This is a genomic window from Streptomyces pratensis, assembly GCF_016804005.1.
Classification (GTDB): Bacteria; Actinomycetota; Actinomycetes; order Streptomycetales; family Streptomycetaceae; genus Streptomyces; species Streptomyces pratensis_A.
Genome location: NZ_CP051486.1, coordinates 3,746,394 through 3,768,739, shown reverse-complemented (window position 1 = coordinate 3,768,739; position 22,346 = coordinate 3,746,394). Strand labels below are relative to the sequence as shown.

At 70.8% G+C, this 22,346-nt stretch carries 20 protein-coding genes and 1 pseudogene; 8 read left to right on the top strand and 13 right to left on the bottom strand.

Annotation, left to right across the window (positions count from 1 at the left end; genetic code table 11):
• Positions 1-22 precede the first annotated feature (22 nt).
• A complete protein-coding gene (locus tag HED23_RS15360) occupies positions 23-955 on the bottom strand; it encodes a nitroreductase/quinone reductase family protein (protein ID WP_238441966.1) in 933 nt (310 codons plus the stop codon).
• A 166-nt stretch (positions 956-1,121) separates the two neighbouring features.
• On the opposite strand from HED23_RS15360, the gene HED23_RS15355 reads away from it, so the two are divergent.
• Together HED23_RS15355 and HED23_RS36065 are read left to right on the top strand one after the other, a co-directional pair.
• Positions 1,122-1,520 (top strand): MarR family winged helix-turn-helix transcriptional regulator, encoded by a 399-nt coding sequence (locus HED23_RS15355; protein WP_203187496.1) that lies wholly within the window; start codon positions 1,122-1,124, stop codon positions 1,518-1,520.
• Positions 1,521-1,922: 402 nt separating this feature from the next.
• Positions 1,923-2,585: pseudogene (locus HED23_RS36065) on the top strand (fascin domain-containing protein).
• 46 nt (positions 2,586-2,631) lie between these two features.
• Here the strand turns inward: HED23_RS36065 and HED23_RS15350 are convergent.
• The 5 genes from HED23_RS15350 to HED23_RS15330 all read right to left on the bottom strand — a co-directional run bounded on the left by HED23_RS15350 (position 2,632) and on the right by HED23_RS15330 (position 6,860).
• A complete protein-coding gene (locus HED23_RS15350; protein WP_203183979.1) occupies positions 2,632-3,270 on the bottom strand; it encodes a LutC/YkgG family protein in 639 nt (212 codons plus the stop codon).
• Positions 3,267-4,811, bottom strand: coding sequence for a lactate utilization protein B (locus tag HED23_RS15345; RefSeq protein WP_203183978.1), 1,545 nt, complete (start codon positions 4,809-4,811; stop codon positions 3,267-3,269). The genes HED23_RS15350 and HED23_RS15345 overlap by 4 nt, the downstream gene beginning before the upstream one ends.
• On the bottom strand, positions 4,808-5,575 hold the full coding sequence (locus HED23_RS15340) for a (Fe-S)-binding protein (RefSeq protein WP_203183977.1): 768 nt from the start codon (positions 5,573-5,575) through the stop codon (positions 4,808-4,810). Before HED23_RS15340 ends, HED23_RS15345 begins: the two co-directional genes overlap by 4 nt.
• A 152-nt stretch (positions 5,576-5,727) precedes the next feature.
• On the bottom strand, positions 5,728-6,459 hold the full coding sequence (locus tag HED23_RS15335) for a FadR/GntR family transcriptional regulator (protein ID WP_203183976.1): 732 nt from the start codon (positions 6,457-6,459) through the stop codon (positions 5,728-5,730).
• A gap of 110 nt (positions 6,460-6,569) precedes the next feature.
• Positions 6,570-6,860, bottom strand: a complete 291-nt coding sequence (locus HED23_RS15330) for a DUF3040 domain-containing protein (RefSeq protein ID WP_203183975.1) — start codon at positions 6,858-6,860, stop codon at positions 6,570-6,572.
• 212 nt (positions 6,861-7,072) lie between these two features.
• On the opposite strand from HED23_RS15330, the gene HED23_RS15325 reads away from it, so the two are divergent.
• Both HED23_RS15325 and HED23_RS15320 read left to right on the top strand, forming a co-directional pair.
• Positions 7,073-8,026, top strand: coding sequence for a HAMP domain-containing sensor histidine kinase (locus HED23_RS15325; protein ID WP_203183974.1), 954 nt, complete (start codon positions 7,073-7,075; stop codon positions 8,024-8,026).
• A 2-nt stretch (positions 8,027-8,028) separates the two neighbouring features.
• Entirely contained in the window at positions 8,029-8,700 is a 672-nt protein-coding gene (locus tag HED23_RS15320; RefSeq protein WP_203183973.1) for a response regulator, read from the top strand.
• A gap of 33 nt (positions 8,701-8,733) precedes the next feature.
• On the opposite strand, the gene HED23_RS15315 is transcribed toward HED23_RS15320, so the two are convergent.
• Positions 8,734-8,985: an IclR family transcriptional regulator domain-containing protein gene (locus tag HED23_RS15315; RefSeq protein ID WP_238441965.1), complete on the bottom strand. Its 252-nt coding sequence runs from the start codon at positions 8,983-8,985 to the stop codon at positions 8,734-8,736.
• Positions 8,986-9,157: 172 nt separating this feature from the next.
• On the opposite strand from HED23_RS15315, the gene HED23_RS15310 reads away from it, so the two are divergent.
• Positions 9,158-10,057: a DUF2510 domain-containing protein gene (locus HED23_RS15310; protein WP_203187495.1), complete on the top strand. Its 900-nt coding sequence runs from the start codon at positions 9,158-9,160 to the stop codon at positions 10,055-10,057.
• A 231-nt stretch (positions 10,058-10,288) separates the two neighbouring features.
• On the opposite strand, the gene HED23_RS15305 is transcribed toward HED23_RS15310, so the two are convergent.
• Together HED23_RS15305 and HED23_RS15300 are read right to left on the bottom strand one after the other, a co-directional pair.
• Positions 10,289-10,804, bottom strand: a complete 516-nt coding sequence (locus tag HED23_RS15305; protein WP_203183971.1) for a hypothetical protein — start codon at positions 10,802-10,804, stop codon at positions 10,289-10,291.
• A 104-nt stretch (positions 10,805-10,908) separates the two neighbouring features.
• Positions 10,909-11,877 carry a MerR family transcriptional regulator gene (locus tag HED23_RS15300; protein WP_203183970.1) on the bottom strand — a complete coding sequence of 323 codons (969 nt, stop codon included), beginning with the start codon at positions 11,875-11,877 and terminating at the stop codon, positions 10,909-10,911.
• A gap of 566 nt (positions 11,878-12,443) precedes the next feature.
• On the opposite strand from HED23_RS15300, the gene HED23_RS15295 reads away from it, so the two are divergent.
• Positions 12,444-13,634: a spore photoproduct lyase family protein gene (locus HED23_RS15295; RefSeq protein WP_203187494.1), complete on the top strand. Its 1,191-nt coding sequence runs from the start codon at positions 12,444-12,446 to the stop codon at positions 13,632-13,634.
• Positions 13,635-13,703: 69 nt separating this feature from the next.
• On the opposite strand, the gene HED23_RS15290 is transcribed toward HED23_RS15295, so the two are convergent.
• From HED23_RS15290 to HED23_RS15275, 4 genes are all read right to left on the bottom strand, one after another.
• Positions 13,704-14,210 (bottom strand): nucleoside deaminase, encoded by a 507-nt coding sequence (locus HED23_RS15290; RefSeq protein ID WP_203187493.1) that lies wholly within the window; start codon positions 14,208-14,210, stop codon positions 13,704-13,706.
• A gap of 149 nt (positions 14,211-14,359) precedes the next feature.
• Positions 14,360-15,586, bottom strand: coding sequence for a YncE family protein (locus tag HED23_RS15285; protein ID WP_238441964.1), 1,227 nt, complete (start codon positions 15,584-15,586; stop codon positions 14,360-14,362).
• 185 nt (positions 15,587-15,771) lie between these two features.
• The gene (locus tag HED23_RS15280) at positions 15,772-16,170 is read right to left on the bottom strand and encodes an alkyl sulfatase C-terminal domain-containing protein (protein WP_203183969.1); all 399 of its coding nucleotides are present in this window, start codon (positions 16,168-16,170) and stop codon (positions 15,772-15,774) included.
• A 22-nt stretch (positions 16,171-16,192) separates the two neighbouring features.
• A complete protein-coding gene (locus tag HED23_RS15275; protein WP_203187491.1) occupies positions 16,193-17,179 on the bottom strand; it encodes a helix-turn-helix transcriptional regulator in 987 nt (328 codons plus the stop codon).
• Between the two features lie 223 nt (positions 17,180-17,402).
• Here HED23_RS15275 and HED23_RS15270 point away from each other — a divergent pair, with 223 nt between their 5' ends.
• Positions 17,403-20,210 (top strand): M4 family metallopeptidase, encoded by a 2,808-nt coding sequence (locus HED23_RS15270; protein ID WP_203183968.1) that lies wholly within the window; start codon positions 17,403-17,405, stop codon positions 20,208-20,210.
• A gap of 220 nt (positions 20,211-20,430) precedes the next feature.
• Positions 20,431-22,326 carry an alkyl/aryl-sulfatase gene (locus HED23_RS15265; protein ID WP_203183967.1) on the top strand — a complete coding sequence of 632 codons (1,896 nt, stop codon included), beginning with the start codon at positions 20,431-20,433 and terminating at the stop codon, positions 22,324-22,326.
• The last annotated feature ends 20 nt before the right edge of the window (positions 22,327-22,346 follow it).

The following is a 22,346-nucleotide window of genomic DNA, read 5'->3' as shown; positions in this document are numbered from 1 at the left end:
ACGGGCCCGCCGACGCGTGCGTTCACGCGTCGGCGGGTCCGTCGTGCCCGGTGAGTGTGGGGAGCAGGTGCCGTTCCTCGTGGTCGAAGTGCGCCTCGAGGTCGTCGGCCAGTCGTGCCAGCTCGGTCCTGAGCGCCTCGGTCTCCCCTGCGGCGGACCGGGAGGCAAGAGTCTCCAGCAGGGTTTCGATTCCGGCCAGGACGGTCGCCACGGTGCGGTGCTCCTCGCGGAGCTGCGCGATCGCTGGGGCGAGTCCGGGAAAGTGCTTCTCGAAGTCGGTGAAGGCGCTGTCCTCGCTGATGTGGTGCGAGTGAAGGGCGTTGCAGAACGTCAGGCAGTGTGTGGCCAGTTGTCGCCCCAAGGACGGCTCCGCCCGTACGGGCCCATGGGGTTCGGCCGACCGCGCGAGATAGTCGTCGACGTCCTGGCGCAGCGTGGCGAGTTCTCCTCTGAGTTCGCCGTGGACCCGTAGGAGGAAGGCACCCAGCGCACGGTTGCGCTCCGGGTCGGAGAGGTCGAGGCGGTTCAGGGCGACGACGGGGATGACCCGGGTGGTGCCGGCCTGGTAGGCGGAGAAGGCCGGGTCGCGTTCGCACTGCGCCTGGTAGAGACGGTCGCGCTCCTCACCGTCGGCCGGTACCGCTGTGGCCGCGTACGTCTCCACTCCGCCGTCCTCGGTGCCGATCTCCACGGTGACCCGGGGATCGGCGATCAGGTTCCTGTACCAGTCGGGGTGCCTGGGCCCGCCCGCGTTGGACGCGAAGACCAGGACCCTGGCGCCGTCCCGCGCGTACACCACCGGGTTCGTCCGGGCCCGGCCGCTGCGGGCCCCGGTGGTGGTCAGCAGCACGAGCGGGGCACCGGCGAACATCCCGCCCACCTTGCCCCCGTTCGTACGGAACTCCTCGATGACCTGCTGGTTGAAAGCCGCAGGTGATGGGCGCTGCTCAGTCACGAATCCAGCCCTCCGATAGCATCGCTCCACGCACTTATTTGCTTCGAAAGCAAATAAGCTTTGTCATCAAAGCTATTGAGAGGTGAGGACCGTGTCAACCGCCGGCCCGACGCAGGGTGACGCCGATCCGGATGTCGACGGAGCGATCCGGGAGCTGCTCCTCCTCATGCCGCGCATGGTCGGCCGGGCGAAACGGATCCCGGTGCCGGAGGAGCTCCGGACGCTCGCGCTCGCCCCCCGGCACCTGTCGCTGCTCGCCTACCTGCTCTTCGACGGGCCGATGAGCGTCAACGACCTGGCGGCGCGGCTGGAGGTGGCGCCGACGACGGTCAGCCTGATGGTGGGCGAGTTGAGCCGGAAAGGGGTCCTGGAACGGAAGGAGTCGGAGGCGGACCGGCGCCGCAAGATCGTGAGCATCTCCGAGGCGCACAGGGACACGATCCAGAAATGGCTGGGCCGCGGCGCGACCGCCTGGCGGGAGGCGCTCGCCCCTCTGACTGCCGGCCAACGGCGGATGTTCGTCGACACGCTTGCGGCATATGAGCGTGGCCTCGCCGAGGACTGAAGGGGTTCCGCATCCGGCGACGCACGTCCACGAAGGAAACATAAAACGTCACTCGCCTTAACGGAGAACTGCGGAATCAGTACTTCAGCAAGGCGGCTGTCAGGGCTTCGCGAAATCCCTTCAATTCATTTCCGGAACACCTGTCACGCCGTTACGCTGAGGCCGCTTCGTCAAGTGGCGCGGCGGCTGTGGAAACGCCCGAGGAGGGCGTCGACCTCAGCCTGGGGGGCTGCGGGGAATCCGGGGGACTGCTCTTCCATGCGGTGGAAACCGTTGACGGCAGAGGTCCGTCCGCCCGTGCCGTTCGTCGACACGACGACACGGGTCCGTGAATACATCGCGAACCATTTCCCGCAGGCCCGGAATTCTTCTGACAACGATCGAGGAATACCTGTGGGACGCATTACGTCCGTTCTGCTTTCCCTGAGTGCCGTTGTTGCGGTCACCGCGCTTGCCTCACCCCCCGCCGGAGCCGCGCCGGCGGCCGACGGACCGGCCGCCGTACCGAGCGGCTGGCTGGCGGTGGACGGCGCCGACCTGGCGCGTATCTCCGAGGAGGCGGACACGCGGCAGGCCCCGCTCGCCGCCCGTGACGGCGTATCCGCCGCTCCGCGGAGACCGAGCTCCTCGCCCTGCAATCGGCCCGCAACTCGCAGTTCGTAGCCACCGAGCTGAACTACGCCGCACCCAACACGGGTGTGCTGCGGGCCCGTTCGCTCGATGTCGGTGGCGCCTGGGAGGGCTTCGCCTTCGAGTGGGACGACACCACCGGAACGTGCGCGATGAAGTCCCTGGCGAACAACCTCTACGTGGCGGTCGAGAAGAGTTGGCCGGCAGCGCGCAGAACGTGCTGCGTGCCCGTTCCGCGAGCGCGGGCGGCTGGGAGCGCTTCGCCCTCTACTACAACGAGGTCCTTGACCGCTGGGCGATCCAGTCCACGCTGAACGGGCTCTTCGTCACCATGGAGAACGGTTACACCGGATCGCTCCAGTACTCACTGCGCGCCCGCTCCACGACATCACCGGGTCCTGGGAGGAGTTCGTCCTCTACGACCTCGACGCCTGACGCCCCGCCCACCCTGGTGCGGGTGCGGGCACCAGGGTGGGACCCCCTAGGCGTCCGTGCGGATCACCACCGCGAGGGTGCGCGGGCCGTGGACACCTTCCACCCGCTCGAGTTCGATGTCGGACGTGGCCGACGGGCCGCTGATCAGGGTCGTCGGCCTCTCCGGCACCAGCCCGGCCACCGCCTCCGGGACGCCTGCCACGACCGAGGACAGATCGACCACGCACACGTGGAGGTCGGGGACGAGGGACAGTGCGCGCCGGCCCTGGTCGGGCGAACCGTCCAGGAAGATCGTGCCCGTCTCCGCGCAGGTGACGGCGGAGGCCGTGACCACCCCGTCCAGCGCGTCGAGGCTCGGCGCGGGGATGTCCGCGGAGTCCCGCTGGACCTCGCCGTCGTAGGCGCTGAGCCACTGCTCGTCCAGTCCGTCCGGGACGCCGATCCGCCGTGCGCCGCGCTCGCGCAGGATCTCCGCGACCACTTCGGCGGTGCGGTCGCCCGTGCAGGGGTGGACCTGGGCCTTGTAGTCGACGAGCCGGTCGGTCAGGAGCGCGAGGCGCTCGCCGTCCGGGAAGGTACGGCCGGTGCGGTAGAGGCGGGGGATGCGGGTGTCGGGGGTGGGTGCGAGTGCCAGGGCGTCCCTGATCCGGCCGAGCACCGTGTCGCGTGCGGTGGGAGTGGTCACCGGTCCTCCTCGGGGGTTTCGGGGGCGCGCCCCGCGCCCTCCTCGGCTGCGGCCCGCATCGTCGCCGCGCCCTCGGCCGATGCCAGCCAGGAGCGGAAGGACTGCCTGGGCGGGGCTGCGGTGTCGCGGCTGTCGCTCCAGCCACTGAGGGGGGCGGGCAGACGGGAGATCGTGCCTTCCCGCCCTCCGACGACCCTGCCGAGGGAGGCCGCCTTCTGCGCGGCGGTGAAGAGCTTCGGCTTCTTCATCACCCCTGCCGCGGCCTTCATGGCGAGCTTCTCCGCCGTGGTCCCCGACTGTTCGGTGTGCTGGTGACGCAGTTCGACGAGCATCGAGGGGATGTCGATCTTCACGGGGCAGGCGTCGAAGCAGGCCCCGCAGAGGCTGGAGGCGTACGGCAGCGAGCTGTTGGGGTCGTTCTTCGCCGCGTGCATCCCGGCGAGCTGCGGAGTGAGCACGGCACCGATCGGACCGGGGTACGTCGATCCGTAGGCATGGCCACCGGCCCGCTCGTACACGGGGCAGACGTTGAGACAGGCGGAGCAGCGGATGCAGTTGAGCGCCTCGCGGCCGATCGTGTCGGCGAGCGCGGCGGTGCGGCCGTTGTCAAGGAGGACGAGGTGGAAGTCCTGCGGTCCGTCGCCGGGTGTCACGCCGGTCCACATCGAGGTGTACGGATTCATCCGCTCGCCGGTCGAGGAGCGTGGCAGCAGCTGGAGGAACACCTCCAGGTCCTGATATCGCGGCAGGACCTTCTCGATGCCCATCACCGTGATGAGGGTGTCGGGCAGGGTCAGGCACATCCGGCCGTTGCCCTCCGACTCGACCACCGCCAGGGTGCCGGTCTCGGCGATGCCGAAGTTGGCACCCGAGACCGCCACCCTGGTCGTCATGAACTTCTCGCGCAGGTAGGCGCGGGCCGCGGCGGCGAGGTGTGCGGGCACGTTGTCGAGATCCGGGTCGACGCCGGGGATCGCGTCGAGGAAGATCTGCCGGATCTCGTCGCGGTTGCGGTGGATCGCGGGTACCAGGATGTGCGAGGGCTTGTCGTCGGCGAGCTGCACGATGAGCTCGGCGAGATCGGTCTCGTACGGCGTGATGCCGGCCGCCTCGAGGTGCTCGTTGAGGCCGATCTCCTGGGTGGCCATCGACTTGACCTTGATGACGTCGCTGCTGCCGGTCGCCCTGACCAGCCGGGTGACGATCTCGTTGGCCTCGACGCCGTCGCGAGCCCAGTGGACCGTGCCGCCGCGCTCGGTGACCTTCTGCTCCAGCTGTTCCAGGAGTTCGGGAAGCCGGTTCATCGTGTCGGTCTTGACGGCCGATCCGGCGTCTCGCAGGTGCTCCCAGTCGGGGAGTTCGCCGGTCACGCCTAGGCGCTTGGTCCGGATGGTGCGCGTGGCCCTGCCGAGGTTGCGTCGCAGCTGTTCGTTGCGGAGCTCGTCGTGGGCCGCCTCGGGGAACTTCCGGTCGCCGCGCAGGTTGCCCGTGCCGTACGGGGAGCGGGGCGGGGCGGCGGGCATGCCGAGGAACGTGCTCATCGGGCGGCCTCCATCATGGCGTACGGCGCGGAGCGGGTGGATCCGAGGATCTGGGCGAGATGCAGCGTGCGCGTACCGGACCTGATGCGGGAGAGCCCGCCGCCGATGTGCATCAGGCAGGAGGAGTCCCCCGCCGCGCACACATCGGCCTTCGTGTCGGAGATGTTGCGCATCTTGTCCTGGAGCATCGCGGTGGAGGTCTCGGCGTTCTTGAGGGCGAAGGTCCCGCCGAAGCCGCAGCAGGAGTCGGCCTCGGGAAGCTCGGCCAGGTCGATGCCCTCGACGGCGCGCAGGAGCTTCAGCGGCTTGTCTCCGACCCGGAGCATGCGCAGGGAGTGGCAGGTGGGGTGGTAGGTGACCCGGTGCGGGAAGTACGCGCCGACCTGGGTGACGCCCAGCACGTCGACGAGGAGTTCGGAGAGCTCGTACGTCTTGGCCTTGACCGTGGCGACCCCGGCCTGCAGCGCGGCGTCGCCGTACCGCTTCGCGACGATCTCGTGCTGGTGGCGGACCGAGCCGGCGCACGAGCCGGACGGCATGACGACCGCGTCGATCGAGGCGTCCCCGAACTGCTCGGCGAAGTTGCGCACCAGCGGGACGGGTTCGCGCTGGTAGCCGGTGTTGACGTGCATCTGGCCGCAGCAGGTCTGGTCCGGCGGGAAGACCACCTCGTGGCCCAGACGGGCGAGCAGCACCGCGGTCGATTTCACCGCCTCCGGGAAGAGCGTGTCTCCCAGACAGGTGGCGAAGAGTCCGATACGCATGGGACCTCCCCGGTCATTTATGGTCCGACCATACTAGCCTCGGTCCTCATGGGGAAGGCTGCGGGCGCGCCCGGCGGAGGGGAAGCGGAACGGGGGCGGGGAGAGTGCGTGCGCACTCTCCCCGCCCCCGTTCCTCGGCGGGCGTCACGTCCCTACGGCGCCTCGTCCTCGTCGACCAGCTTTCCGTGCAGGCCCCGGATGTGCTCCTCGACCAGGTCTGCGGCTTCGCCGCCCCGGCCCTCGCGCACCAGCCGCAGCAACTGCGCGTGCTGGGCGTTGAGGGCGCCGGCCGTCGCCGGCCAGTCCTCGGCATCCTCCAGGGCACGCAGGATCAGTGGGCGGACGGACTCCCGCACCGCCGAAGTGAGCGTCGACGTCAGGGCGTTGCCCGAGCTTCCGGCGATCAGCACGTGGAAGCGGGTGTCGAGGTCGTTGAATTCGGCCACGCCCACCTCCGGCTCGCCCATCCGCCGGACGAGTTCCTCCGCCGCGTCGAGGTCGTCGGCCCGGGCGTGCCGGGCGGCGGCCTCCCAGCTCGACCGCTCCAGCGTGACGCGCGCCTCCAGGACGTCGTGCAGACCGTAGCTGCCCAGCGCGAAGTGGAGCCGCAGCAGACGGCCGAGTGCGTCGTCCGGGTTGCGCACGATGCGCGCTCCGGAGTCCGGGCCGCGACCGGGCTGGGCGACGAGGACACCGATGGTCTCCAGCACCCTGAGCGCCTCGCGCAGCGCGGACCGGCTGACACCGAGCACCGGCGCGAGCTCCCGCTCGGGCGGCAGGCGGTCGCCCGCCTTGAGCTCTCCGGCGAAGACCCGCTCCTCGATGCTCTGGAGCACGAGCTCGTGGGTGCGGGCCTGCCGTACGGGTTGCCACTCGACGGGCATCCGCTACTCCCTGGTCCGGGCGATACGCATGCACCGACTATGTCACACACGGTGTGTGGTCGGACCAAAGCCCGGGAGGCGGCTCAGCGGGGACCGGCCGTGGCTCGGGCTCAGCGGGGTCCGGGCACGCTGCCCCGTGGCCTGCTCCGCTGCGGGTCGAGGAGCTGCCCCGCCATCCCTGCCACCACCAGACCTGCGGCAATGAGCAGACCGTGACCGATGAAGATGCCGGCCAGGAGGCCGACGACACCGACGGTGAGCCACAGCCATGTCTGGCGGCTGGGGCGGGTTCCACGCGAGGCGTCCCGGCCCGCGTCCCGGACCGGGGCGTCGGCGCGTTCGGGGTCGTCGGTGCGGGGACGGTCCTCGAGGCCGCGCAGCCTCTCGTCGTAGTGGGGCATGGTGACTCCCTCCCGGATCAGGATCCGTCGGACCGGCCTCCATCGTCCGGGAGTGCTGGTGCCCGGGACCATCGGGGCTGACACCCATCTTCGAGGGGGTGCACCATGCAGACGCGGCCACGGGGGCCGGGCACAGTCTGTCGCCGGCGCCGACCGGCGATAGTGGGGGCAGTCACTCGCCAGTGTTCCCGTCCGAAGGAGGCCGCGCGGCCTTGTCCCTGTTCTGGCGCATCTTCCTGCTCAACGCCGCGGTGCTGGTGGCCGCCGGAGCTCTGCTGCTGCTCGGCCCGATCACCGTGTCCGCCCCGGTGGTGCTGACCGAGGCCCTGATCCTGGCCGGCGGGATGACGCTGATGCTCGGCGCGAACGCGCTGCTCCTGCGCCTGGGCCTCGCGCCGCTGCAACGGGTCACCCGGGCGATGACCACCATCGACCTGCTGAGCCCACGGCCACGCCCGGAGGTCGCCGGTGAGGGCGAGGTCGCGGCCCTGATCGAGACGTTCAACAGCATGCTCGACCGGCTGGAGGCGGAGCGCGCGACCAGCAGCGCCCGGGCCCTCTGGGCGCAGGAGGCCGAGCGCCGCCGGGTCGCCCAGGAGCTGCACGACGAAGTGGGCCAGACCTTGACCGCTGTCCTGCTGGAGCTGAAACGGGTCACGGGTCACGCCCCGGAGCCTCTGCGGGAGGAACTGGCCCAGGTCCAGGAGATCACCCGGGGCAGCCTCGACGAGATCCGCAGGATCGCGCGACGGCTGCGCCCCGGGGTGCTGGAGGAGCTGGGTCTGGTCAGCGCACTGACGGCCCTGACCACCGAGACACCGACACCGAGAGGGCTGACGGTCCGGCGGCGGATGGAGAAGGACCTGCCGCCGCTCGGCGAGGAGGCCGAGCTCGTCGTCTACCGCATCGCCCAGGAAGCCGTCACGAACACCGTCCGGCACGCCGGGGCGACCCTGCTCGAACTCTCCCTGCGCCGGAGCACCGACGGGGTGGAGCTGTGCATCCGTGACGACGGCCGGGGTCTCGGGGGCGCCCCCGAGGGCGCGGGCCTGCGTGGCATGCGCGAACGCGCCCTGCTCATCGGTGCCACACTCACTCTCGGTGCAGGTGCGGCAGGCGGCACGGACGTACGCCTCGACCTGCCCGTACGGAACGGAGGCGCCTGACCGTGCCACACTCCCCCGCCGGGTCCGGGAGGACGCGCATCCTGCTCGCCGACGACCATGCCCTGGTCCGCCGCGGCGTGCGGCTGATCCTCGACGGCGAACCGGACCTCGAGGTCGTCGCCGAGGCGGGCGACGGAGCCGAGGCCATCGAGATGGCGCGCGCGGAGCGGCCCGACCTGGCTGTCCTCGACATCGCGATGCCACGCCTCACGGGCCTCCAGGCTGCCCGGGAGCTGTCGCGGGCCATGCCGGAGCTGCGCATCCTGATGCTCACCATGTACGACAACGAGCAGTACTTCTTCGAGGCCCTCAAGGCGGGCGCCTCGGGTTTCGTACTGAAGTCCGTCGCCGACCGGGATCTCGTCGAGGCGTGCCGGGCGGCCATGCGCGACGAGCCGTTCCTCTACCCGGGCGCGGTGACCGCCCTCATCCGGCACTATCTGGACCGGGTCAGGGACGGCGGCGACGTGCCGGACCGGGCGATCACCGAGCGCGAGGAGGAGATCCTCAAGCTGGTCGCCGAGGGCCATTCGTCGAAGGAGATCGCGGGCATGCTCGTGATCAGCGTCAAGACGGTCGAGCGGCACCGGGCCAATCTCCTGCAGAAGCTGGGGCTCCGCGACCGCCTGGAGCTGACCCGGTACGCGATCAGGGCCGGACTGATCGAGCCGTAGGAGGACCCACCGCCGGAAGGGCCGTCGGCGCGGTCACAGCGCCTCGCTGATGCTCCGGGCGGCCGCCGTGAGCACGCCGGCGGCCTTCTCCACCTGGGACCGGGGCAGCCGGAGCGTCGGTGCCGACACCGTGAGCACCGCGACGGCCCGGCCACCCGGTTCGTGCACGGCTGCGCCGATCGCCGTGATGCCGCGCTCGGTGTCCTCCCGGTTGACCGCGTATCCGGTCCGGCGCACACCGGCCAGGAAGCGGTGCAGGCCAGCAGGTCCTCGTATCCTGAGCACGGCCGAGGGACCCCTTCTGGTCATCGGCGGTGGGATCGGCGGCCTCGCCACCGCCCTCGCGCCGCCCGTTCGGGACGCACCGTGAGGGTTCTGGAGGATGCTCCCGCCTTCTCCGAGATCAGCGTTTCATACGATTCTCACCGAGTGCGCCTACGGTACTGTCGTGACCCAGATGACCCCGCCCGGCTGGCATCCAGACCCCGGGCACTCAGGAATCGGCCCCATTCAGGAACGCTGGTGGGACGGGAGCCGCTGGACCGACCAGCTCCGGATACCTCCTGCGACGGTCCGGCGCCGTCGTATACGCATCGGCGCGGGCATCGCCGCCGGCATCGTCGTACTCGCGGCCGTCGGCGGCGGCGCCTATCTCCTGGGCGACAGTTCGGACGACCGCGCCGACTCCTCCGCCACGGCCCCCGCGCCCTCGGAGAGCCCCCGCCTCCCGGGCGCCCCGGGAGACGGCGGGGAGGACGGCGGCGGCGACCGCGACCCCGGTGGGCAGATGCCGCAGGCGGAGGAGGGGTACGCCACCGACGCGGCAAGCGGGATCAGCATCCCCGTACCCGACGGCTGGACCGGGCAGTCCGGGCCGATCGGCGCCGGAGTGACGACCGGAGAGCACGCCTGTCCCGGAGACGACTCCCAGAAGTGTGTGCGCGGTGGAGTGTTCTCCGCACCGGCCCAGGCGCTGGAGGTCGAGGCCACCACCGCGAAGGCCGCGGCGGAGGCCGACATCAAGGTCAACGCCGAGGAGTCGTACGGCGAGAAGATCTACGGCGGCATCACCTCGCACGAGGAGCTCAGGTCCGAGGCCGTCACGGTCGCCGGGCAGAAGGGCTACCTGGTGCGCTGGAAGGTGGTGACGAAGAACGGCGACGACGGGTACGTCGAATCGCTCGCGTTCCCCTCTCCCAACCTCAAGAGCATGCTGGTGGTAGTCCGCTCGGGCTTCGACATCAGCACCGAGGCACCGAAGCTCTCGGTCCTGGACGACATCACCAAGGGCATCAAAAAGGCGGAGGGGGCCGGTCCCGGTTCTGGTTCCGGTTCCGGTTCCGGCGAGACCGCCTGAAGGACCCGAGGAGGCCGCACCGGGACCTTCCGGTGCGGCCTCCGTTCGTACTGCCCTCCGGCACGGTCTCGTGACGGCACGGCGGCGCGGTCGACCCCGGCCGTGAAGGACGCGGCGATGTCCGCCGTAGCGCCCTCGCGTGCGGCGCCCCGCCGAGGGTGTGACGCCGACGGGCGGAACAGGTCCGTGTAGCGGCCAGGACCGCGCCGTGCGCCGCATCCGCTTCTCTCATCACTCGGGGTCGACGTTCCACGCCTCGGGCAGATCGCTGTCGCAGAACACGCAGACGAAGTCGCCCTCGCGCACGATGTTGTGCTCCTCGCAGGCCGGGCAGCGCCGGAACACCACCTCATGGGTGAAGCGTGACGGGCGGTCGATCCCTACGCGATCCAGTGCCTGGGACACCGCCGACCACGATGTGACGTCCGGGCAGTAACCGGTCGACTGATTGCTGATGTCGCTCACGGACCACCGGCCCGTCTCACGGGTGAAGCCGATCTCGCCTGCGCCCAGGACCGGTTCGGCCTCGGCGCAGGCCACGTGCTCGCTCCGTCGCGGCGCGAGCCGCATGACACCGTCCGCAGCGACCACGTAGGTGAACGGCTCGGCGAGCTCACCCGCGGATCGGCCGGTGACCCAGTCGTCGAAGTCGGCAGCCGAGCTGATCCGGGCGCCGCCGCCCGGCTTGACTGCGGCCTTCGGACCAGCCGGACCCACGTACCGGTAGCTCCGCCCCTGTCTCCCCATGGTTGCCAATCTGGCACATCTCCGGGACCGGGCCGGAGAAGGGCCCTCTCACGGCCGTCCGGCGGGAACCAACCGGGAAGACCTGCCCCGTCCGACCCGGATGCTCACTCCGTCACGCCCACCACCGACCGCACGGCGGTCACGGCCTCGGCGAGGCCTGACGGGTGCGGCAGCCCCGGCACCGTCTGCCCTGCCCACCCCGGACCGAGGGTCAGCACCACCGGGCGTGTGCGGGCTCCGCGCACACCCCACTCCATGGCGGCCACATGCCTGGCCAACGGCCGGCTGGCGGACGCACGGGACTGCGCCCACAGGCCGACCGCCACCGGCCCGGTCCTGTGCACGGCCTCGACGAGCGCCTCGACCGGCAGCGCGGCACCGAACATCCGGATCGGCACACCGCGCTCGGCCAGTGCGGCCGCGAGGACCTCGAGAGGCAGCTCGTGATTCTCGCCGGGCACGCACGCCAACAGGGCCGTGGCGCCGGGCCGGACGGACGGCGCCGGCGGGGCGGACCGGCGCAGGGCGCCGACCACGTGCCAGGAGAGGAAGTGCTCGACCTCCACGTACTTCTCACCCGTCCTCCCCCACTTGCGGCCGACCGCCTGGAGCGTGGGCATGATCACCTCGGTCCAGGCGGTAACCAGGCCGTGGTCGGCGATCACCGTGTCCAGCAGCTCGTCGAGGGCGCCGGGGTCCAGCCGGAGCGCGGCACGGGCCAGTCCTCGGCCTTCCTGGCGCAGACCTCCCGGCCGGACACCGGTGCGGGCGCCCGGACCCTTGGCGGCGGACTGTTCCGGCGCCCGCCCCGCGTCCGGGGACGCCTGCTCCCGGGCCAGTCTGGCCGCCTCCGAGGGCGGGAGGCCCGTCGTGGTGAGCTCGCACATCCGCTCCAGCCTCGCGAGGTCAGCGGCCGTCCACCGCCGGTGCGTGCCACCGGTACGGAGGCGGGGGCCGAGGCCGTACCTGCGGTCCCACGAGCGCACCGTGGTCGGGGCCACCCCGAGCCGCCTGGCGACCTCGCCGGTCGTCAGACCGCCGTCCTGCCGTCCGGGGCCATCGGGGGGAGCCACGTTTTCACCCTACGACGCACGAACGAGGCATGTGGCCCGCGCCTGCCGTGCCTCCAGGACCGATCGTGCGGCAGCGGGCGGACTGCGGCGGACGACGGCCCCCCATCCGTCGCAGCCCGCTCCGGCAGCAGCGCGAAAGGGTGTGCACGAGCAACAGCGCCCAGCCGGCCACACATCGGCCCCGGCGAGGAGCTTCACCGACGGCGGGGAACTGCTCACGCGGGCCTTCGCCGTCGGCGGGGAAAGCACGCGGGCCTTCACCGCTGCCGACGAGCGCCTTCTCGCGGCCGTCCACGTGCACCGGCGCCCGTCGTCCACGGGCCGGCACGCCAGCCGTTCGGTGACGCGCAGGGGGTGGGCGAACGCGTCTCCCGAGCCGCGCCCGCCCACCGGCCCCGCCCACCGGCCCCGTCGCCCGGCACCGCCCGCCCTCCGACCGCACCGTCACGTCGCCCGCCGCCACCCGTCACCCGCCCTCCCACCGCACCGGTCCCATGGCCCGGCACCCGCACCTCCGGCGCGTCTCGTACCGTTGGGGTGACGTGACAGAACCCGGAGCGGAAGCCATGCACACCCCCACCCCCTTTTTCCCGGGCGACGCGGACCCGGTCCAGGACGGGCTGTTCGGCTTCGAGGACCTCTGCGGCCGGCCCGAGGGCCTCGTGCCCCAGGTTCCTTCCTTTCGCGACTCGGACCAGGCGCGCCGGATGCTGTCGGTACGCGAGATCCACGCCGAGCCCGGTGCCGCCGCCTCACCGCGAGGACGGGAGGTACTCGCCCGGTTCCCGGACGCCGACGTCCTCCCGGTCGATTCCCACTGGCGCATCCCGGAACTGCACGGAAACAGGGGGAACGTCGACCGCTGGGTCCGGATCAAGAGCACGGTCCTGGTGCTGGGCGAGAAGAAGACACTCACGGTCCGGGTCAACGGCCGGTCCGCGGACTGGATCGCCCCGGGTGCCGCCAACGGCTGCGCCATGGCCTGCGCCTACTGCTACGTACCCCGGCGGAAGGGCTACGCCAATCCCGTCACCGTCTTCACCAACATCGACCGCATCATCGCCCGGCTGGCCCGGCACGTCGCGGGCCAGGGCCCGAAGAGGGAACCGAACCAGTGCGACCCGGAGGCGTGGGTCTACGACATCGGAGAGAACAACGACTGCTCCGTCGACGCCCTGATCAGCGAGAACACCGCCGATCTGGTGCGCGCCTTCTCGCACTGGCCCACGGCCAAGGCGTCGTTCGCGACCAAGTTCGTCAATCCGGATCTTCTCCTTCTCCAGCCCCGTGGGCGCACCCGTGTGCGGTTCTCCCTCATGCCACCGGACGACTCCCGCCTGCTGGACATCCGTACCAGTCCTGTCGAGCAGCGCATCGAGGCGGCGGCGGACTTCGTCGAGGCCGGGTACGAGGTGCACTTCAACCTCTCCCCCGTCGTCATCAGACCTGGCTGGGAGCAGGCCTGGGGGCAGCTGCTCCAGCACATGGACGACGTCCTGCCGGACGCGGTCAAGGAACAGGCGGCGGCCGAAGTGATCATGCTGACGCACAACCGGGACCTGCACGACGTCAACATGTCCTGGCACCCGCGCGCCGAGGACACCATCTGGCGCCCCGAGCTCCAGCAGGCCAAGCTCTCGCAGAACGGCAGCTGGAACGTGCGCTACCGCGACGCCCCCAAGGCCGCGGCGGTGGACACCGTGCGCCGGCTGGTCCACGCGCACGCCCCGTGGCTGCCGATCCGGTACGCGTTCTGACACACCGGGCGCGCCGTGTTCAGCGACCCCTCACGTCGGGACGGGCACCGGACCGGCGCGAGAGCCGCCTCAGGTCCGGGGCGCGGCCCTCGTGTGAAAGGTGCGGTGCATGCTCCGCAGACGGTCGGCGAAGGCGGGGATCGGCCCCTGGACCTCGATGCCGGGCACGATCTCCTGGATACCCAGGGGCCGCACGGGCGGCGGGGCCACGTCGAGCTCGGTGAGCCATTGGGCGAGCTGCGCGCCCGCGTGCGCGTAGACGATGCGTCCGAGGCCCGCCCAGCCGTGCGCAGCCGCGCACATGGGGCAGTGTTCCCCCGACGTGTAGACGACGGACGAGGACCGTTCTTCGGCGCTCAGGTGCCCCGCGGCCCATCGGGCGAGTTCGAACTCGGGATGGCGCGTGTCGTCCTCCCGGGTGCGGACCAGGTTGCGGGCCTCCCGAAGGATCATCCCCTCCGCGCTGACCAGGACGGAGCCGAACGGCTCGTCCCCGGCCCGGAGCGCTTCCCCTGCCAGTTCCACGGCCCGTTCGGCATATCTGATGTCGGCGTCGCTCAGCTGGACGTTCAACATGCTCACTTCCCTCTCTCCTCCTGACGTGGGCCCCCTCGGTACGGCGTGACCGGACCCGGGTCCCGGATCAGGAGGGTGTCAGACCCGCCCGGTCCAGAGGCGGGGCCCGGCGGGCGGCGGGCGGCGGGCGGCGGGCGGCGGGCGGCGGGCTACAGAACCACCATGCCCAGGGGCCGTGTACCGGCCGGGAGCCGCGTCACGTCACCCGTCGCCACATCGACGATGCTGAGGCCGTCCCAGTAGCCGTCGCGGGTGAATCCTCCGGAGACGTAGGCGGTCCGGCCGTCCTCGGAGACCACTACGTCTTCGTGCGAACCGTCCAGCGGGATGACGCGCTCCGTTCCGCCGGGTGCGCGGATGGTCAGCGAAGGGCCTGCGTCGGTCGACGGATCGATGGCGCCGGTGCCGACGGCGAACAGCGTCCCGTCGTCCGTGACCGTGACTCCGTGCTGGTGGGTGTCGGCCGTCATGCGCTCGATGGCGACACGGCCGGTGTCCGGGTCGACTACAGCGAGGCGTTCGCCCTCGAAGGGGAGGAGGAGAGCGCCGTCCGAGGGGCGTACGGCGCTGTAGTGCGGCTTCAGCCAGGAGCCGAGGCCGCCCTCGGTCCCGTACGGGGCCACTTCGATGCGGCGGCTCCGCCAGGACGCCGCGTCGACGACCGTGACGTCGAAGGAGTCGTGGTTGGTCGTGTAGATCTGCCGTCCGTCACCCGATACGTCGACGTCGAAGGGCCGTCGGCCGACCGGGACCGTCTCGACCACCTGGCGCCGCTCGGTGTCGATGGCCTCGAGGGTTCCGGGGCCATCGGGGACGTTCACCCCGACGTAGACGGTGTGCTCGTCCGGGGAGAGTGCGATCCCCATGCCTCCGCCCCGGTACTCACCCGTGGTCACGGGGCCGGTGTCGGTCGAGTACGGGATCAGGGCGGTCCGCTTCCGGGTCGCGGTGTCCACCGCGGCCACCCCTTCGGCCGTCGCCACCCACGCCGTGCCGTCGTCACCGAGCACGATGCCGTACGGAGCCGTGCCGACCTCGACCGACTCCCGGCCGGCCCCCTCACGCTCCGAGGGGTCGACGAAGGTGACGGTGTCGGATCCGAAATCCGTGACCAGGAGGGTCCCCTCAGGGGTGCGGACCGGGCCGCCGCCCTCCTGCGCCGTGCCGTTACGGTCTTGCGGTGAGGCAGCGGCCGGGGACGGGGAGGTGTCCGCGCCCGGAGCGCATCCGGCGAGTGCCACCGTGAGAGCGAGCGGCACCGCACCTACGAGAGCAGCCGTGCGCCGTCTCCTGGTCACCGGCCTCGGGCCGGTCCCTGTCCCGTGGCTGCGGGACGGCTCCGCCGCGGTGTGACGCTGTTCCGGCCTGGTCGTCATCGGCGACACCCTCCTGCTGATTCCTCTGCCCCATCGCGGAGTCCGGTGCGACGCCTCGGTCTCCGTCGCCCTCCCCCCAGCCTCCGTCACGGTGTCTCGCGGTCCATCGGCCCGTCGGTCGGCCTCCGAGAGCCGGACGGCTGACGGGTGGGTCAGCCGATCGGATGACCCACCCGCCCCCGAGGCTACGGCGTGACGATCGGGAAGCGCGGGTCAGGCCGGTCGGTGAGCATCCCGAAGGTGCGCGGGACCCGCGCGTCGGCTTCCGCTTCGGCACGGCCTTCGCCGGTCGCCCGGGCGAAGGTGGTGGCTCTGCTCATCACGGCACCGAGCACGGTACGCGACAGTCGCAGGGTCACGTCCGGCTGTTCGATCTCGACGAGCTCCGCGCGGTTCCAGGCCGATGAGGCCACGGCGTCGCAGGGCCGAAGCCCCCGCCGCAGCACGGAGCTGCTCGGCACCGAGCTGTACGCCCCGGGACGACCTGTCGCCGGAGCCACGCCGGTCGTCCGCGCACCCTGCGGGGTGCAGGCCCCCGCGTCGGCCGGCCGGCCGACCGGTGAGCCGAACGCCGACCGGGGCATCACGGTCCTGAACCGGCCGCCCTCACCCCGTCAGCCAGCCCCGCAACGCAGCCTGCACCCCGGCCTGGAATCTGGTCTCCGCGTTCAGGGTCTGCATCAGGCGGGTGATGCGGCGGCGGACCGTGTGCACGTGGATGTCGAGCCGCCGGGCCATCGCCTCGTCCTTCAGGCCGGAGGCGAGCATGGTCAGCAGTTCCCGGTCCTCGTCCGTGATCCGGTCGACGGACCCTATGGGTACAGCCCGCTCCCAGACCGACTCGAACAGGGGCACCAGCGCGTTGCTCAGGAGCGAGTCGCTCACCACCAGCGCGGAGGCCGTCGGATCTGCCGCGTCCGTCGGCGGCAGCAGAGTAACCCGCCGGTCCACCGTGATCAGTTTCGTCGGCAGATCCGTTCCCACCCGTATCTGGACGCCCTGGACGGCCAGATCGCCCAGACCCCGGGCGCGCCCCTGGAAGCTCAGCCCCTCGCGGTCGACCGCGACACGCACCCGTACCCCGCGCCGGACGGGTTCGGTCACGTCGAGGGGCGCGGGCATCCCGTCCGGCTGGCTGGCCGCGTAGGGCGGCCGGTCGAGAAGTGCCACCTCTTCACTCGCCGACACCAGCAGAGAGGCCACCCGCGCGGCGATCGCCGCCCCGCCGCGGACCGTCTCGATGCCGGTGGCGCGGGGGGTGTTCACGGAGCTCAGCAGCTGGGCGGCGATCCGGTCGACGGAGCCGGTAAGCTCCTCCAACTCGGCTGATCTGTGCAGGAGTTCGGCGTGCCGAAGATGGATCAGGTTTCGCAGCGCTGTGGCGGGGGCCACGGCTGCGGGCAGCCCGGACGATTCTCGGGCCGGGTGCGTGAAGTGGTGCTCGGCCAGCTGGTCGAGCGCGCGCGTGACCCGCCGCACGGTCAGCCCGAGGGACTGGGCCAGCGCAGTACGGGAGGCGCGCTCGGGTACGTCGAGCAGCGCTTCGTACACGCGGAGTTCGTCCGCTCCGAGCCCGAGCGCCTGCCATTGCATGTCCCACCCAGTCAGCCCCACTGGCCGGATTCTTACCTGTCAATGCAGGCCACACAAGTGTGGACGTCCACAAGTGCACACCTGGAACGCATTGTTCACACCCCGGTGCCGGTACTTGCATGTCCGTATCCGATATCCGTTCATGCAGCAGTGGCACCGGAGGGGCACCGTGCGGAGTTCATCGCGCAAGAGATCAGCCAGAGCAGGACAGGGATCCGGCAGCATGCTCGTCGGCCAGGGCATTGCCGCAGTGCTGGCCGCCGCGGGCCTGTTGGTCACGGCGATACCGGCCGCCCACGCGGACACCGCCACCGCGTCCGCCGCGTCCGAGGTGAAGCCGGGTACCGAGACCGGGACTCCGTCGCTCGTCACCGACCTGCACGAGGCGGTGACCGCCACCGGCAGCGCCGCCGACGCCGCGCGTGGACATCTCAAGGCGAAGAAGAGCCGGTACCACATAGCCGACCCGGCCGCGGACCTGAAGGTCGTCGACACGCAGGCTGCGGGCGGGCGCGAGACCGTGCGTCTCCAGCAGAAGTACAAGGGTGTCCCGGTACTGGGCGGCGAGTACGTCGTCCGGATGGAGAAGAAGGCCGGCAAGCGGGCCGTCACCGGCACCTCCGGCAAGTTCTTCACCGAGCTGAAGCTGGACACGATCGCCCCGAAGGTCTCCGAGAAGACCGCGATCGAGCGGGCCGTCAGCGCGGTCGGCTCGCAGCTGAGCGGCGGTCTGCTGAAGGCTCCCGCCAAGGGCGAGAAGCCGGGCGCACAGCTCCTCACCGGCACCGCCGAGGGCGTCACGATCCTCCCGCAGGGCGCCGGCGTGCTGACCCGGCAGATCACCGTCACCGGCGTCAGCCCGGTCGACGGGCAGCCGGTGAAGCAGCAGGTGTACATCGACGCGCACTCCGGCTTCCCGGCCATGCAGTACAGCGACATCAAGACGTTCGGCGCGTCCGTCACGGCCGCGGCCGGAACGGGTGAGACGGGTGCGGCCCCGGAGGTCTCCACCGACGCCGCCGACCAACTCGTCGTCAAGGGCACCGGCACGCGCTACGACGGCAACAAGGTCGAGCTCAACCTGTACAAAAACAACAAGGGCACGCTCCAGACGATCGACTACGGACGCCGGGCCGCCGACTCCCCGTACGACGGTCCCATGCTGGTGACCTACGACGCGCGCGGCCGCGAGGTCGTCAGCGCGTCCGGCGCCTGGCCCGCCGGCGTCCAGCCGTTCAGCCCGGCCACACCCGAGCTCGGTGAGGAGTACACCGAGTCCGGCGCTGTGGACGCCCACTGGGCGGCCGGCAAGGTCTACGACTACTACAAGAGCCACTTCGACCGTAAGGGCCTCGACGGCAAGGACGGGTTCATCTACTCCCTGGTCGGCATCGTCGCCAACGGAAAGCCGTACAACAACGCCTTCTGGGACGGGCAGAAGATGGTGTACGGCCAGGGCGGCGGCGGCTTCCGCACGTTCTCCGCCGACACGGACGTCGTCGGTCACGAGATGACGCACGGCGTCGTCGAGCACACCGCGAACCTGGTCTACGCGGGCCAGTCCGGCGCCATGAACGAGGCCGTCGCCGACTACTTCGGCAACGCCATCGACCTGGAGGCGAACAACGTTTCCATGGACGACCCGGACGCCGGCCTCCTCGGCGAGGACCTGTGCACCACCGCCGGCCCGCGCGAGTGCGCCCTGCGTGACCTCAACGACGGTGCCACCACGTCGAAGAACTTCATCGGAGTCACCTACCGCGGTGACAACGGTGGTGTGCACCTCAACTCCACGATCTTCTCCGGCGCCCTGTGGGACATGCGCGAGGACCTCGGTGGCGAGCTCGCCGACCAGTTCGTCTACCGCGCTCTGTCCGCGTACATGACCCCGCTCGACGGCTTCACCGAGGGCCGTGCCGCCGTCATCGCCGCCGCCAAGGAGCTGGGTGCCACCAAGGCCCAGCTGAACACCGTCAAGCGGTCGTTCGACGCGCACGGCATCGTCCCCGGCTGGGAGAAGGCGATCGGCGTCGACACCGACCTGATCCAGGCCAAGGTCAACATCGCCGGCACCGGCGTCGGCGCGGGCGGCGGCAAGTACGCCGTCTCCAACTCCGACGAGGACGGCAGCGAGCCGTACTCGGTGTGGCTGGGCAATACGTCCGGCCAGGGCACGCCGCAGCTGATGAGCAGCAACAACGGCGACTACAACGTCTACGCCGACACCGACGGCAAGACGGTGGTGTGGGCCCAGTACAGCAGCAGCGGCATCCGCATCATGGCGCGCCCCGTCAAGGGCGGTCTCGCGAAGCAGGTCAGCGGCATCGGCAGCGACGTCTCCTCCCTCGTCGTGGACGGCGACTACGTCGCCTACACCGCCTTCAACCCGCAGTTCGGGGTGACGAACGTCCGGTACGTCAACATGAAGACCGGCGCGACCGGCCTGGTGGACGGCGGCCGTCCCTACAACGTCTCGGGCCTGCCCTCCGTCAAGGACGGCAAGATCGCCTACGCCAGGCTGGCGCCCGACGCGAACGGCAACTACACGCTCGGCGTCGAGGTCTTCGACGGAGCGACCGGCGCCAAGACGGCGATGCCCGTCGCCGACAGCACCAAGACGCTGAGCATCGGCCAGACCGCGATCACCGACGACGGTGTCTTCTGGATCGAGGACAACGACGGCACCGACACCGGCCAGGCCGCGGTGCGCCGTGCCAACCTCGACGGCTCGAACCCGCTCACCATCGCTCCGGAGTCCGGCGCGGGCTCGATGTACGCGTACTCCCTGACGGCCTCGGACGACGCGGTCACCGTGACGGATCTGCCGCCGGCCATGGACTGGGCCAACGAGACCCTTCCGAAGCTGGTCCAGGTGGCGCCCGACGGCAGTGGCACCGCCCAGCGTGTCTCCTGCAACCGCGGCGACCAAGCCTACGCTGCCGCGGACGAGGGCCGGCGTGTCCTGTGGCTGGACGGCACCACCGGCTACACGAACCTCGTGAAGCGCGACCGCCCGGCGGGTCGTTGCTGATCGGGACCTGACACCCACGGGAGGGGCGGCCGCGCTTTGGGGAGCCCGGCCGCCCCTCCCGTGCTCGGCCGGGAGCGCGCCGCGCAGGCGGGTGCTCCGCCGTCCGCTCCCGCGCCTGATCCGTTCGGAGTAGCCCTGCTGGCAGCGGGGTGACGGCGCGGCAAGGCTGGCGGGCAAGGCTGCCGACGGGCTGCCCCCGTCTGCCGCGAGGGAGCGCACCATGACCGGGAAGACGCAGTCCAAGCCTGCAGAGTCCTCGATCAGCCAGGCCAACGAGGAGATCCTGAACCGTTTCCCGTTCGATGACACCCAGGACATGGACGACGCCCGGCGAGGGTTCATGGGAACGGCACCGACCAGCGAGATCAGTGCGGCCGACGGCTCGGTCATCTGGGACCTCGACGCCTACGGGTTCCTGGCGCAGGACTGCCCGCCCACTGCCAATCCGAGTCTGTGGCGGCAGAGCCGGCTGGTCGCGGACCACGGACTGTTCGAGGTCGTGGAGGGCATCTACCAGATCCGCGGATTCGATCTGTCGAACATGACCGTCGTCGAGGGCGAACGCGGAGTCCTGGTGATCGACCCGCTGATCTCCTCGGAGACCGCCGCCGCGGCCCTCGCGCTCTACCGCGGCCATCGCGGCGACCGTCCGGTCACCGCCGTGCTGTACACGCACAGTCATGTCGACCATTTCGGTGGAGTGAAGGGCGTGGTCACCTCCGAGGAGGTCGCAGCGGGCGTGCCCGTGATCGCCCCGGAGGGCTTCCTGGAGCACGCGGTCAGCGAGAACGTGTACGCGGGCACGGCCATGGCACGCCGCGCCGCCTACATGTACGGGGCCGCTCTGCCCAAGGGCCCGCAGGGGCAGATCGGCGCGGGTCTGGGGCAGACGACCTCGACGGGGTCGGTCGGTCTGATCCCGCCCACGCTCGACATCACCCGTACCGGGCAGACGGAGACCGTCGACGGCATCCGTATGGTCTTCCAGCTCACCCCCGGCACCGAGGCCCCCTCCGAGCTGAACATCCATTTCCCCGGCCACTCGGCTCTGTGCCTCGCCGAGAACGCGACCCACAACCTGCACAACCTGCTGACCCTCCGGGGTGCGGAGGTCCGCGACCCGCGGGTCTGGGCCGTCTATCTGACCGAGGCGGTCACCCTGTTCGGCGACTCCACCGACGTCGCCTTCGCCTCCCATCACTGGCCCGTGTGGGGGCGTGAGAAGGCGCAGGCCTTCCTCTTCGAACAGCGCGACCTGTACGCCTACCTGCACGACCAGACGCTGCGGATGATCAACCAGGGCATGACGCCGCTGGAGATCGCCGAGGCGATGGAAATGCCTCCGGCGCTGGAGCGGGCCTGGCACACCCACGGCTACTACGGCTCCGTCAGTCACAACACCAAGGCCATCTACCAGCGGTACATGGGCTGGTTCGACGGAAACCCGGCGCATCTGTGGGAGCACCCGCCCGTCGAGGCGTCGAAGCGGTACGTGGACTTCATGGGGGGTGCCGACGAGGTGGTAAGCCGGGCACGTGACGCGTTCGCCGAAGGCGACTTCCGCTGGGTCGCGCAGGTCGTGAACCACGTCGTCTTCGCGGACCCGACTCATGCCGAGGCCCTCGCTCTCCAGGCGGACGCGCTGGAGCAGTTGGGGTACGGCAGCGAGAACGGCACCTGGCGCAACTTCTACCTGACGGGCGCTCTGGAGCTTCGGCGGGGCCCGGTCGGGTCGCCGACCACCACCGCGTCCGAGGACTTCCTCCGCACGCTGTCGCTGGACCAGCTCTTCGACGCCCTGTCCATCCGGGTCGACGGCCCCCGCAGCTGGGACGCGGACATCACCGTGCGCTGGAACGTGACTGGCGGGGAGTCCGTCACCCTGCGGCTGCACAACGGTGTGCTCACGCACATCACGGGTACCGGACCGGCCGCCTCCTCCCCGGATGTCGAGGTGGCTCTGGACGAAGCCGCTCTGCGGGCCGTCCTGCTGGGCAGCCTCCCCCCGTCGGAACTCGGCGGGCGCGCCACCATCACCGGTGACGCTGCGAAGATCACCGAACTCCTCGGCCACCTCAGCCCCCCCGACCCGGACTTCACCATCGTCACTCCCTGATCCGACCGGCTACGGCGGCA

Excerpts from the sequence above, each read along its gene's own strand:
- HED23_RS15265 (WP_203183967.1), top strand. The coding sequence starts at position 20,431 with ATGACCGGGAAGACGCAGTCCAAGCCTGCAGAGTCCTCGATCAGCCAG.
- HED23_RS15270 (WP_203183968.1), top strand. The coding sequence starts at position 17,403 with ATGCTCGTCGGCCAGGGCATTGCCGCAGTGCTGGCCGCCGCGGGCCTG.
- HED23_RS15345 (WP_203183978.1), bottom strand. The coding sequence starts at position 4,811 with ATGAGCACGTTCCTCGGCATGCCCGCCGCCCCGCCCCGCTCCCCGTAC.
- HED23_RS15295 (WP_203187494.1), top strand. The coding sequence starts at position 12,444 with ATGCACACCCCCACCCCCTTTTTCCCGGGCGACGCGGACCCGGTCCAG.
- HED23_RS15330 (WP_203183975.1), bottom strand. The coding sequence starts at position 6,860 with ATGCCCCACTACGACGAGAGGCTGCGCGGCCTCGAGGACCGTCCCCGC.
- HED23_RS15355 (WP_203187496.1), top strand. The coding sequence starts at position 1,122 with ATGCCGCGCATGGTCGGCCGGGCGAAACGGATCCCGGTGCCGGAGGAG.
- HED23_RS15335 (WP_203183976.1), bottom strand. The coding sequence starts at position 6,459 with ATGCCCGTCGAGTGGCAACCCGTACGGCAGGCCCGCACCCACGAGCTC.
- HED23_RS15305 (WP_203183971.1), bottom strand. The coding sequence starts at position 10,804 with ATGGGGAGACAGGGGCGGAGCTACCGGTACGTGGGTCCGGCTGGTCCG.
- HED23_RS15280 (WP_203183969.1), bottom strand. The coding sequence starts at position 16,170 with ATGCCCCGGTCGGCGTTCGGCTCACCGGTCGGCCGGCCGGCCGACGCG.
- HED23_RS15310 (WP_203187495.1), top strand. The coding sequence starts at position 9,158 with ATGACCCCGCCCGGCTGGCATCCAGACCCCGGGCACTCAGGAATCGGC.
- HED23_RS15340 (WP_203183977.1), bottom strand. The coding sequence starts at position 5,575 with ATGCGTATCGGACTCTTCGCCACCTGTCTGGGAGACACGCTCTTCCCG.
- HED23_RS15275 (WP_203187491.1), bottom strand. The coding sequence starts at position 17,179 with ATGCAATGGCAGGCGCTCGGGCTCGGAGCGGACGAACTCCGCGTGTAC.
- HED23_RS15285 (WP_238441964.1), bottom strand. The coding sequence starts at position 15,586 with ATGACGACCAGGCCGGAACAGCGTCACACCGCGGCGGAGCCGTCCCGC.
- HED23_RS15290 (WP_203187493.1), bottom strand. The coding sequence starts at position 14,210 with ATGTTGAACGTCCAGCTGAGCGACGCCGACATCAGATATGCCGAACGG.